Origin of the sequence: Roseospira marina (assembly GCF_014197855.1) — a bacterium.
Taxonomy (GTDB): domain Bacteria; phylum Pseudomonadota; class Alphaproteobacteria; order Rhodospirillales; family Rhodospirillaceae; genus Rhodospira; species Rhodospira marina.
On sequence record NZ_JACIGJ010000001.1, the window covers coordinates 201,699 to 213,009 of the forward strand.

Sequence of the window (11,311 nt, forward strand, 5' to 3'; positions counted from 1 at the left end):
GAAGCGAGTGGAGGGATCTCGCAAGGGACCCAACCCACGGCACGGCGAATTTCAAAAGCGTGCCGGTACAACGGCCCCGAAGCGATAAAAACGGCGACATAAAAAAACCCGGGTCGGCCTTTTGGGGCGCCCGGGTTTTTCTCTGCCGTATGATGGGGGGGCGGGATCAGGGCGGGGTGCTGACCCCACCCATGGCGCACAACATGGCCCATGCTTCATCCGGGATCGGCATCACGGACAGACGCGATTGGCGGATCAGGGGCAGGTCGGCCAGACGTGGATCCGCCTTGATGGTCGCCAGGGTGACCGGCTGGGGGACGGGGCACACGGCCTCCACATCCACCATGCCGAACCGGCCCGAGGCATCCGAGGGATCGGGATAGTATTCCCGGACCACGCGGACGATGCCGACAATGCGCTTCTCGTTGACCGAGTGATAAAAAAAGGCGGTGTCGTCCAGGCGCATCGCCTTCATGTTGTTGGACGCCTGATGGTTGCGCACGCCGTCCCACGGCTCGACACCGACGCGAACCTGATCGTCCCAGGACCACGCCCCGGGTTCGGATTTCATCAGCCAGTGTGCCAAGGCTGTCCTCTCCTAGGGGCGCGGGTCAGGTCGGCTCGATCGGCAGGGTCCGCCGAAACGGGCAGATGGTGACCGAGGCGAACACGCCGGCCTTGTTGAACGGGTCTCTCTGGGCGAAGGATACGGCCCCGTCGCGGTCCGGGAAGTCCACGATCAGCAGGCTGCCCACGCTGGCAGTGCGGGCTTCATTCTGAAGCGGTCCCGCCACAACGAGATGGTCGGCGTTCGCTTCCAGGTGTGTGTAGTGCGCGTCCCGGTGCGCGGCGCGGAGCGCGGCGCTGTTCGGCGCATCCACACAATTGATCATCCACAACATGATCCAGGGACCTCCTGCGACCGGGGTGGGCGGCTACTCCGCAATGGGGAGGACCTGTTTGAAGGGGCGAATCAGCACGGCCTCGAACAGGCCGGCCTTGAAATAGGGATCGTCGCGGACGAACGCCTCGACGGCGGCCTTGTCCGGCATGTCCACGATCAAAAGACTCCCCACCATCCCGTCGCCATCGTCGGTCAGCAAGGGCCCCCCCAGCCGGATGGCGTCGTTGTGCGCCTTCGCATGGGTGAGGTGGTCCTGGCGCGTGGCCAAGCGCAGATCCCGGCTGTTGGGTTTGTCCAGGCAATAGATGACATACAACATGTACGCGAGTCCTCGACGGAATGATTCGACTGGGGAGTCTAGCAGGGGGGCTGGCAGGCGACCACCCCCCCCTGGGACCGTGGAACGGCCAAGCCCGGTTAGCTCCCGGTCAGCTATTGTGATCCGGTTCTGGCCGGAAGGGGCGGGAGAGCAGCCCGACAATCGCCCGGTCGAGGTCGGCGTCCTGATTGAGTACCGCGTCGACGGCTGCGCTGATCGGCAGATCGACACCAAGCCGGATGCCCATTTCGGCGACCGCGCGGGCGGTGTGCACCCCCTCCGCCACGGACCGGCGTTCCCCCAGAACCTCGGCGAGCGTGCGGCCCTCGCCCAGAGCGACCCCCAGCGAGTAGTTGCGGGACTGCATCGACGTCGCGGTCAGCAGCAGGTCGCCCAGCCCGGACAGGCCCATCAGTGTGTCCGGCCGGCCGCCCAGAGCGCCGGCAAGGCGCGACAGCTCCGCGAGGCCTCGTGTCACCAGGGCGGCGCGGGCGTTATCGCCCAGCCCCCGTCCCTCGACGATGCCGCAGGCGATGGCGAGCACGTTCTTGACGGCGCCGCCGACCTGGACGCCGGTAACGTCGTCGCTCCAATAGGGGCGGAAGGTCGGCGTGCCCAACGCATGGACCAGGGCCTCGCCGAGGGCGCGGTCGGCACAGGCCAGGGTCAGCGCCGTGGGGCAGCCCCGCCCGACCTCGCTGGCGAACGTCGGGCCCGACAGCACGGCGAGTGGGGCCATCGGCAAGGCGTCGGCGACCACATCGCCCATCATGGCGCCGGTGGCGGTCTCCAGGCCCTTGGCGCAGATCACAACCGGGACACCGGGGCGCCAGTGGGGCGCGAGCGCCGTGCAGGTGGCACGCACCGCTTGCGCCGGTGTGACCAGAAGGACGGCGTCCGCCCTCGCCACGACGGCGGTCGCGTCGGTGGTGGCGTCGATGCCCTCCGGGAGGTCCACACCGGGCAGAAAATCGGGGTTGGCGTTGTTGGCGCGAATGGCCGCGACGACCTCGGGCTCGCGCGCCCATAAAGAGACCGGTCGCCCCGCCCGTCGGGCGGAACTGGCCAGGGCGGTGCCCCAGGCGCCGCCGCCCAGGATGCCGATGTGTTCGATGGAATGGCTCATGTCCGGGTTATGGCGGCGGTGGCGGCCCAGCGCAAGGGGCTGGGCTGGTTTCGGAGCCCCGAATCCACACTCCGATGGCACGGATGTCCGCTTTCCCTGTTGTATTTTTCATGCGGGTTTGGATAAATACCGCAAGGCTCAAACGGGGCGAAGTCCGTCCGGTTTCGCGGCCGCTTCCTTACCCACTCTCCCGAGCCCTACGGCTGGCTTAATCCGGCCATGCCGGCGTTTCATCGGTCCTGGAGTCTATTCCATGAAGCTCAAGTTTATCTCGGTTGTGGCCGCCTCCGTGCTGCTCGCCGCCTGTTCGTCCACGCCCGAGAGTGGGTCCGGTCAGGCGGGCGGCGGTGCCGCTCCGGTCACGGCGCCCAGTGGTCCTGCCGCGGGCAGTCAGCAGGAGTTTGTTCAGGAAGTCGGAGACCGGATCTTCTTCGGTTTTGACTCCTACAACCTCGACTCCCAGGCTCAGCAGACCCTGCGGCGTCAGGCTGCGTGGCTGCAGCAGTACGGGCAGTACTCGGCGACCATCGAAGGTCACGCTGACGAGCGTGGCACTCGCGAGTACAACCTCGCCTTGGGTGAGCGCCGCGCCAATGCGGTCCGGAACTACTTGGTGACCCTGGGCGTGCCGTCGCAGCGCCTGTCCACCGTCTCCTACGGCAAGGAGCGTCCGACCTGCACCGAAGCGACCGAAAGCTGTTGGTCGCGCAACCGCCGGGGTGTCACCACCCTGCGCTAAGCGCGCGCCGCACCGGTGGACGCAGTTCGGCCACCGCTTCGGGTCGGGACCTTGACGGGTCCCGGTCCGTGCGGTGGCCGTTCCGTTTTTGCGTCACGGCCGTGACGTGGCGCCGTCAGGCGGTGTGCGGGATGATCCGTATCTCGACGCGCCGGTTCTGCTGGCGGCCGGCCGCCGTATCGTTGGTGGCGATGGGCTGCGTTTCGCCGTGACCCTGCCAGTACAGGCGCTCCGGCAGGATGCCCTGGCCCAGCAGGAAGTTGACCACGGATTGCGCGCGTCGCTCCGACAGACCCTGATTGTAGGTTTCACTGCCAACCGCGTCCGTGTGCCCGTGCACCTGGATGTAGGTTTGCGGATTGTTGCGCAGCGTCGTGGCCACCTCGGTGAGAGTGGGCTGGAACGTCGGCGCGATGTCGGACGAATCGAACGCGAAGGTTACATTGGCCGGCATCACAAGCAGCAGGGAATCGCCCTGGCGCTGGACGGAGACGTTCGTGCCGGCGAGGTTCCGTCGCAGTTCCTCCTCCTGGCTGTCCATGTAGGCCCCGACTGCGCCACCGGCCAGAACGCCCACGCCCGCGCCGATGAGGGCGGAGCGCGCAACGTTGCTGCCGGCCACCGCGCCGATGGCGGCACCGGCGGCCGCGCCGCCCAGAGCCCCGACCCCCGCGCCCTGGGTGGTGTAGTACCCGTTGTTGTTGGCGGTGCAGCCGGCGAGAAAAAGGCCGCTCATCGGCACGAGAAAGACGGCGGCACGAAGACGATGGTGCGTGAACCTGGGCGTGAACCGGGGCATGACGCGGGCTCCGTTGGTGGGTCCGAGGGATTGAAACACGTCTGATGATGGCCAAAGACGGCATTGTCGGGGCGGGCGTGCGGCGGGGCAAGCCTCCGTACAGCGCCGCGTGCGGCGACCGCCGGGGAAGCAAGGGGGCAGGGCACGATGACGAGTGGGCGTAGGGCCAAGGGGACGACCGGGGGGACGACCGGGGGGCAGGCAAGGGGGCTCTTGAAAGCCGGCGTGGCGCTGGTCGCGCTGGCGATGATCGCGCTGGCGCTGGCACGCCTGCTGGCACCGCTGTCCGATCTGACGGTGGAAGACGCCACGGTCGGGCGGACGCCCGTGACGGTGTTCCGCGCGACGGGGGAGGGGCCGCCGGGACCGGCGGTGGTGGTGGCGCACGGATTCGCCGGCTCGCGCCAGCTCATGCAGTCCTATGCGATCGCCTTGGCCCGGGCGGGGTACGTGGCCGTGACCTATGACGCGCTCGGCCACGGGCGTCATCCCGATCCGCTGCCCGGAAACCTGACAGAGGTGACGGGCGCGACCGTGTATTTGCTGAAGCAACTCGACGCGATTGTCGGGTATGCGCGGGTTTTGTCTCCGGGCCATGATCGGGTCGCGCTGCTGGGGCATTCCATGGCGTCCGACATCGTCGTGCGGCAGGCGGGGGACGATCACGAGGCCTATGCCGGAGTCGTGGCCGTTTCCATGTTCTCCCCGGTCGTAACCGCCGATGTGCCGCCGAACCTGCTGGTCGTCGTGGGCGGCCTTGAACCCCAGGTGCTGAAGGATGAGGCCGCGCGTGTGGTCGGCATGGTCGCGGACGACGATCCGCCGCACTGGGGCGTGACCTACGGTGATTTTGAGGCCGGATCGGCGCGGCGCATGGCCATTTCGCCCGGCGTCGAGCACATCGGGGTCCTGTTCGGGCGCGCGGGCATCACGGAGGCCGTCGCTTGGCTGGATCAGGCGTTCGGGCGGACCGGCGGCGCGGCGCCAGAGCCGCCCGCGCGGGGGCGCTGGGTTCTTGTGCTCCTGTTGGGCGTGGTGGTGCTGGCGTGGCCGGCGGCCAGCCTGTTGCCGCGCGTGATGCCGTCGGGGGCAGCCGAACCCGGCGCGGGGGTGCCTTGGCGGCGTTTCTGGCCGGTGGCGATGGTGCCGGCCGTCCTGACACCGTTGATCCTGTGGCCGCTGCCGACGGACTGGCTGCCGGTTCTGGTTGGCGATTATTTGCTGCTGCACTTCGGGCTTTATGGGGCCTTGAGCGGGCTGGGTTTGCTGTGGCTGCGGTGGCGCGCGCCCCGGCAAGGCCCGCCCTCGGTCCGCCCATACTGGGGGCGCTTCGCCGTGGCGACGCTGGCCCTGGGCGCGTTCGCGATGGTCGGGCTAGGAGGGCCGATCGAGCTGTTCGTCGCCAACTTCCTGCCCACGCCGGAGCACGCGTGGCTGGTACCCGCGATGATGCTGGGCACGGTGCCGTTCTTCCTGATCGACGAGACGCTGACGCGCGGGCCGGGCCGGGCGCGGGGCGCCTACACCGCCACCAAGCTGCTGTTCCTGCTCTCCTTGGTGCCGGCGATCGCGCTGGACCTGAACAGCCTGTTTTTCCTGATTATTCTGTTCCCGGTCATCGCGCTGTTCTTCGGCCTGTTCGGTCTGTTCAGCGCCTGGAGCCGGCGCGCCACCGGGCATCCGTGGGTCGCGGGGCTCGTCGCGGCCTTCGTGTTCGCGTGGTGCGTCGCCGTGACGTTCCCTATCGTCTCGGGCGCGTAGGGCGATCTATCCGCCCACGGGACGGCCGGCTGCGGGCTTGCGCGGATCAACCTTGCGCCACAGACGGGGCAGGCCGTGGATGTCTTCGCCTGGGAACAGGTAGGGGCGGAACTCCAGCACGAAACCGAGCTGGCTGAGGGTCCTCTCCAGGTCGTGATTGAAGGCCGCGTCCGCGTCGTCGCGGATGTACAGGCCGCCGCCGGTGGCCAGGCAGCGGTGAAACAGCGGCAGCATGTGGCGGATCAGCCGCCGCGACAGGTGCGGCAGCACATCCACGCACATGATCATGTCGAAAAAGCCGGGCGGCAGCAGATCGAAGCGCCAGGTTGGCAGATGATAGATGCCGGCCTGCTCGCGCACGGCGAAATCCCGCGGCTCCGCGACATAATCCAGAAAGGGCAACACGTTGGCGCGGAGGAAATACTCGGCCTGGGCGACATAGGTGGACTCGTCCGACTCCATGGCGCAATACACCAGTCCCGGGACTTCCTGGCACCAGATGTTCACCTGGCGGCCGACCCCGGGATGGAAGTCCAGCACGCGGCGGGTCTGCCACCGGGGCGGACGCGGGTAGAGATCCTGGAAGCGGTAATCCTCCGCGTTCCGGATATCCACCGCCAGAGGCCCAGCGGGCAGGGCGGGTAGCCGATCCTCGCGCCCCAGGCTTTCCAGAACCAGACGGGTCACGGCAAAGCTCTGCGCCGCCCGGGCGGCGTCGGCGCTGGCGTAAAGGGGCGCCGGGGTGCGGTTCGGATCCAACAGCCACGCCGCAAGGTCGACGGGCGCCGCCTCGTCGTCGCCCTCGTCGTGGGAGGGCGCGATCCAAGGCGCGATCCCCGGGGGTAACGCCCGCAGATCGGTCTTGCGGCGCTGGCGAAACAGGTCAGGGGTCATGTCGGGTCTCGTGGAGGGGGGACGAAGGAAGAAGGGGTGGGCGGCAGCGCGTCGTTCGGACTATCCCATTCGCCGGGGCCGTGCAAACGCGGGGCAGACGCAGGGCAAACGCAGGTTCGGGGGGATCACGAACCCTACCAACTGGGGCACTTCGCTTGCTCGCGGGCATAGCTTTCGTCCGAGTCGAGCATGGCGTTCCGCTCCGTTCGCTCCCGATCCAGGTCCGCCAACAGGTCGGCCAGTCCCTGTTCGATCATGGTGGCGTGCACGGTGCGGGCCGCCTCGCGGGAGGACGCCAGACGCGGGTTGACGTCCAACACCAGGCGGCGCAGGGCTGTCTCGATCCGTGCGGCAAACTCCTTATGGGTGAAATAGTAGATGCCGACGTGCTTCTTTTCGTGGGCGTAGGTCACGTCGTAGGCACAGGAGTTCTTGGGGAACTCGCGCGCGACGTACACCACGGTGTCGATCTGGTTCAGGTGCGCTTCGACACTGCGCAGATAGACGCAATAGCCGCCATTGGCGTGGCGATACATCTGCGTACGGGTGTTGAACCGGAACTCCGAGCGCGTCGCCGTCAGGCCCACGGCGGTGCCGAGGCCACCGTGCGGGGGAGTCGCTGTGCCATGGCTTTTCAGAAACATCTGGTTGATGGTGTGGCGCCCGCGCGTATGGTCGAGCCGCGCGGCATCGAACCGGGCATGGAACCGAACCTCGACCGGTTGCGGATGCCCGGGGCAGGTCGGCGCGGCGGCGGCCGTCGCCGTGCCCAGCAGGGGGGTGGAGCCTCCCCCGGGCAGAAACAACAGCGCGGTCAGTCCCACCGCGCCCAGAAGACTCCGCGCGGGCCATGCCGTCATAACGTTCATGCATCGTCGTCTCACGCGCGCCCCCCTTGCGGGACTGGTCTTGGGTTCCGAAGATGGGGCGTGTCACCGCCCGTTCCGTTTGTCCGTTTCGCAGCGTCCAGGATCCCCATGCCGACCATTGCCACGTGGAATGTCAATTCAATCAAAGCCCGGCTGCCGGCCGTCCTCTCCTGGCTGGAGCAGGCGCGGCCGGATGTCGCCCTCTTGCAGGAGATCAAAACCGTCGATGATGGCTTTCCCGTGGAGCCGATCGAGGATCTTGGCTACCAATGCGCCGTTCACGGCCAGAAAACCTACAACGGGGTTGCCATCCTGTCCCGGATTGGTCTGGAGGATGTGAGCCGCGGGCTTCCGTCTCCCGACGGTGAGGCGGAAGGGCCCGACGGGATGCCGGATGAGCAGGCCCGCTATATCGAGGCCGTTGTGGGCGGGACCGCGCCTCTGCGGGTCGCGTCGATCTATCTTCCGAACGGCAACCCGAGCGACTCGCCGAAGTTCACGTACAAAGTCGCGTGGATGGACCGCTTGCGGGCGCACGCGGCACGGCTGGTGCGCTTGGATGAGGCGGTGATCCTGGCCGGAGATTACAACGTGTGCCCCACGGATGGCGACGTTTACGATCCGGCGGGCTGGGCCGACGATGCTCTGTGTCGGCCGGAGAGCCGGGAGCGGTTTCGCGGCCTGCTTCACCTCGGGTACACGGACGCAATTGCGGTCCGCCATCCCCGGCCCGGGGTGTACACGTTCTGGGACTATCAGGGCGGCGCCTGGCAGAAGGACAACGGGTTGCGCATCGACCATCTGCTGCTGTCGCCGCTGGCGGCGGACCGTCTGGACGATGCGGGCGTGGATCGCGGCCCCCGGGGGCAGCCGAAAGCGTCCGACCACACCCCGGCATGGGTGCGTCTGCGGGACGCCTGAGCCGCCGTGCGGGGCATTCGGCAGCGTGATCGCGCCCGCCGCGCTCCGTGCAGGGCTCTGACTTTGACGTATGCGCTTGGCGCATAAGGGGCATGCAACACCATCAATTTAAAAGGCCCCGGGTGGCCCCATTTGGACGGCAAGGGCGAAGCGTCAGACTTGGTGTTTCGTCCAGACGAGGGATCAAGCTCCCCCCCGGCTGTCCCTCGTGCTCCTCGTTGGAGCGAAAGGCGCCCGGCCCCTCCCCCCTGGCCGGGCGCCTTTACCGTTCTGGACGGCGGCGGTGCGGCTGTGGAAGGCCCACGCCGCCGTCGCAGGTTGTCGGCCTGCTGGAGGCGTGGCACGCTAGCCGTCGGAATCGTTTCGTTCTTAGGCGCGTGAGGGGCCGCATGGCGCTTCCCAACCACGAACGCAACGCCATCTTGTTTGTGCTGCGGCATGTCGTTTACGGCGCGGCGGCGGCTCTGACGTTTGGGGGCTGCCTTCTGATCTGGGATGTGGGCGGCATCGGAACGCTGACCCTGGCCTCCGACGACTGGTTGCTGAGCATGGTGCTGCTGTTCGGGGGGCTGTTTGTGACCTTCGGCAGTCTGGCCATCGGCGTTGGGGTCATGAGTCTCGGCGAGGACTCGTTTTAGGCCCCCCAGGCCTCCTGGACGGAATGAGGTGCGCACGCGGCCACCGAAGCCTTGGGCGCTATCGGGTGGACGTCCGCCATAACACGCACTCGACTTTACAACTAAAGAAGGGTGCATCTGGGCTTGGCACGTTTCGCGGTGACGGGTGCCGAGCCTGTATGGTACGCCTAACAAGGGACGCTCTACACGACTTTGGCGTTTCTCAGTGGCTGCGCGCATTATGATCGCGCTTCCATAGCCGCGCGTACAACCAATGAATATAATTGCGTCAAAAGAAAAGGTTCGACAGAAAAGCCAAACGAGTTTATCTGTTATAACAAATTACACAGTGCATGAGTGACCCGATGCCGTCGAACCGACCCTCAGCGGACGAACATCTGGATATGCATCGCCGCATGGTGATAACGCGATGCGTTGAGGAGCGATTGGGGGTTCTGCACAAACAGGGCAAGACGCGGGGGCCGATCCACCGGTGCGACGGGCAGGAGGCGGTCGGGGTCGGCGCGACCATGGCTCTGGAGGCCCGGGACGTCGTCACCACCACGCATCGCGGCCATGCCGTCTACATCGGCAAAGGGCTCGATCCGCGTCGCGTGATCGCGGAGATTTTCGGCCGCGTCACGGGGTATGGCGGTGGGCGCGCCGGACACATGCTGGTCGGATCGGTCGAGCATGGCATGATCGGCGGTAACGCCATCGTTGGCGGCTCCATTCCGGCGGCGACCGGCATGGCGCTGTCCTTCCAGATCCGGCGCGAGGATCGGGTGGCGCTGGCCGTGTTCGGTGACGGGGCGGCGCAAACCGGCATCTGCCACGAATCGATGAACATCGCGGCCTTGTGGCGCCTTCCCGTGATCTTCCTGCTGGAAAACAACGACTATGGCCTGACCGTGCACCGCTCCGAGCAGTCTTCGGTCGCGGACTACACGGTGCGCGCGGCCGGCTACGGGATGCCCGGCGAGGCCGTGGACGGCAACGATGTGCTCGCGGTGTACGGCGCGGTGGCGGCGGCGGCCCAGCGCGCCCGCCGTGGGGACGGCCCGACCCTGATCGAGGCTCGCACCTACCGCGTCGAGGGGTTCTCGACCTCCGACATGGGTGGCTATCAGGACCCGAAGGAGGTGGCTCTCTGGAAAGCCCGCGATCCCATCGTGGTGTCGCGGACGCAGCTTGCGGAGAGCATCGATCCCGCCCGTGTGGAGCGTCTGGAGACGGCGGCGGAGGAGGAGACGGCCGCCGCGTTCGAGGCGGCCCTAGCCGATCCGTTACCGGAGTTTGAGCCGCATGGGCCAAGCGCGCCCTACGCGACCGCGCCGGTTCATGCGGACGCCGCGGATTTCGGGGAGGGCCGGTGACATGGCGATGATGCGCTACGCCGAGGCCCTCAACACGGCCCTGCGGGAGGCCATGGCCGCCGACGAGACCGTGTTCGTGTTCGGCGAGGACATCGCCACTTACGGCGGGGTCTTCAAGGTGACCCAGGGTCTGCGGGAGGCCTTCGGCGACCGGGTGCGGGATACCCCGATTAGCGAGCAGACTCTGGCGGCCATGGCGGTGTCGGCGTCGATGACCGGTACGCGCCCGGTGCTGGAGATCATGTACGCCGACTTCATGCCGCTGACCCTGGATGCGCTGGTCAATCAGGCCTCAATCTACAACTACATCTGGAACGAACAGGTCACGATGCCCTTCGTTCTGCGCACGCAGGGCGGGGGCGGCGTCGGCACGGCCGCGCAGCACGCCAAGTCGCTCGACGCCTTCGTGGCGCATATCCCGGGCCTGAAGGTGGTGGCGCCGGTCACGCCGGCCGATGCACGCGGCTTGTTGCTGGCTGCCATCCGCGACCCACACCCCGTGATCATCCTGGAGCATAAGCTGCTCTACAACACGCGCGGCGATGTGCCGGACCAGGCCGAGCCGGTGGAGATCGGCCGGGCGCGCGTGGTCCGTCCGGGCGCGGATATTTCGCTGTTCGCGACCTCCCGGATGGTGCTGGAGGCGGAGAAGGCGGCCGACGTTCTGGCCGGCGAGGGCGTGTCGGCGGAGGTCATCGATTTGCGCAGCCTGCGGCCGCTCGACCTGGACGCCATCGCCCGCTCGATCGCTAAGACCAACCACGCGGTGGTCGTGAACGAGGGATGGGGCTTCTGCGGCTTCGCTGCCGAACTGTCGGCGACCATTATGGATTATGCGTTCGACGATCTGGATGCGCCGGTGCAGCGGGTCGCGGCGCTCGACATGCCCATTCCCTATGCGCAGCCCCTGGAAGAGCGGGTGATTCCGGACGTGGCCCGGATTGTGGCGGCGGCGCGGCGGGCGCTGGACTGAAAACACCTCGGAC

13 protein-coding genes are annotated in these 11,311 nt (G+C 67.4%); 6 read left to right on the forward strand and 7 right to left on the reverse strand.

The window, feature by feature from the left end:
- Nucleotides 1-166: 166 nt before the first annotated feature.
- From GGD82_RS00985 to GGD82_RS01000, 4 genes are all read right to left on the reverse strand, one after another.
- On the reverse strand, nt 167-586 hold the full coding sequence (locus GGD82_RS00985) for an EVE domain-containing protein (RefSeq protein ID WP_150060623.1): 420 nt from the start codon (nt 584-586) through the stop codon (nt 167-169).
- Between the two features lie 25 nt (nt 587-611).
- A complete protein-coding gene (locus GGD82_RS00990; RefSeq protein WP_150060622.1) occupies nt 612-902 on the reverse strand; it encodes a YciI family protein in 291 nt (96 codons plus the stop codon).
- A gap of 33 nt (nt 903-935) precedes the next feature.
- Nucleotides 936-1,223, reverse strand: coding sequence for a YciI family protein (locus tag GGD82_RS00995; protein WP_150060621.1), 288 nt, complete (start codon nt 1,221-1,223; stop codon nt 936-938).
- 109 nt (nt 1,224-1,332) lie between these two features.
- The gene (locus tag GGD82_RS01000; RefSeq protein WP_150060620.1) at nt 1,333-2,349 is read right to left on the reverse strand and encodes an NAD(P)H-dependent glycerol-3-phosphate dehydrogenase; all 1,017 of its coding nucleotides are present in this window, start codon (nt 2,347-2,349) and stop codon (nt 1,333-1,335) included.
- A gap of 253 nt (nt 2,350-2,602) precedes the next feature.
- Between GGD82_RS01000 and pal the strand changes: the two genes are divergently transcribed.
- Complete coding sequence (pal, locus tag GGD82_RS01005) at nt 2,603-3,088, forward strand: peptidoglycan-associated lipoprotein Pal (RefSeq protein WP_150060619.1); 486 nt, start codon at nt 2,603-2,605, stop codon at nt 3,086-3,088.
- Between the two features lie 115 nt (nt 3,089-3,203).
- Here pal and GGD82_RS01010 read toward each other — a convergent pair whose 3' ends face one another.
- Nucleotides 3,204-3,887 (reverse strand): YiaD family glycine zipper/OmpA-like lipoprotein, encoded by a 684-nt coding sequence (locus GGD82_RS01010; RefSeq protein ID WP_150060618.1) that lies wholly within the window; start codon nt 3,885-3,887, stop codon nt 3,204-3,206.
- Between the two features lie 213 nt (nt 3,888-4,100).
- Here GGD82_RS01010 and GGD82_RS01015 point away from each other — a divergent pair, with 213 nt between their 5' ends.
- Nucleotides 4,101-5,648 (forward strand): alpha/beta fold hydrolase, encoded by a 1,548-nt coding sequence (locus GGD82_RS01015; RefSeq protein ID WP_211364671.1) that lies wholly within the window; start codon nt 4,101-4,103, stop codon nt 5,646-5,648.
- Nucleotides 5,649-5,654: 6 nt separating this feature from the next.
- On the opposite strand, the gene GGD82_RS01020 is transcribed toward GGD82_RS01015, so the two are convergent.
- On the reverse strand, nt 5,655-6,542 hold the full coding sequence (locus tag GGD82_RS01020; protein ID WP_150060616.1) for a class I SAM-dependent methyltransferase: 888 nt from the start codon (nt 6,540-6,542) through the stop codon (nt 5,655-5,657).
- A gap of 134 nt (nt 6,543-6,676) precedes the next feature.
- Nucleotides 6,677-7,411: a hypothetical protein gene (locus GGD82_RS01025; protein ID WP_150060615.1), complete on the reverse strand. Its 735-nt coding sequence runs from the start codon at nt 7,409-7,411 to the stop codon at nt 6,677-6,679.
- Nucleotides 7,412-7,519: 108 nt separating this feature from the next.
- Here GGD82_RS01025 and GGD82_RS01030 point away from each other — a divergent pair, with 108 nt between their 5' ends.
- The 4 genes from GGD82_RS01030 to GGD82_RS01045 all read left to right on the forward strand — a co-directional run bounded on the left by GGD82_RS01030 (nt 7,520) and on the right by GGD82_RS01045 (nt 11,298).
- A complete protein-coding gene (locus GGD82_RS01030; protein WP_150060614.1) occupies nt 7,520-8,332 on the forward strand; it encodes an exodeoxyribonuclease III in 813 nt (270 codons plus the stop codon).
- Between the two features lie 389 nt (nt 8,333-8,721).
- Entirely contained in the window at nt 8,722-8,970 is a 249-nt protein-coding gene (locus tag GGD82_RS01035) for a hypothetical protein (RefSeq protein WP_150060613.1), read from the forward strand.
- A gap of 395 nt (nt 8,971-9,365) precedes the next feature.
- A complete protein-coding gene (locus GGD82_RS01040) occupies nt 9,366-10,325 on the forward strand; it encodes a thiamine pyrophosphate-dependent dehydrogenase E1 component subunit alpha (protein WP_170284111.1) in 960 nt (319 codons plus the stop codon).
- A gap of 1 nt (nt 10,326) precedes the next feature.
- The gene (locus GGD82_RS01045) at nt 10,327-11,298 is read left to right on the forward strand and encodes an alpha-ketoacid dehydrogenase subunit beta (RefSeq protein WP_150060611.1); all 972 of its coding nucleotides are present in this window, start codon (nt 10,327-10,329) and stop codon (nt 11,296-11,298) included.
- Nucleotides 11,299-11,311: the final 13 nt, after the last annotated feature.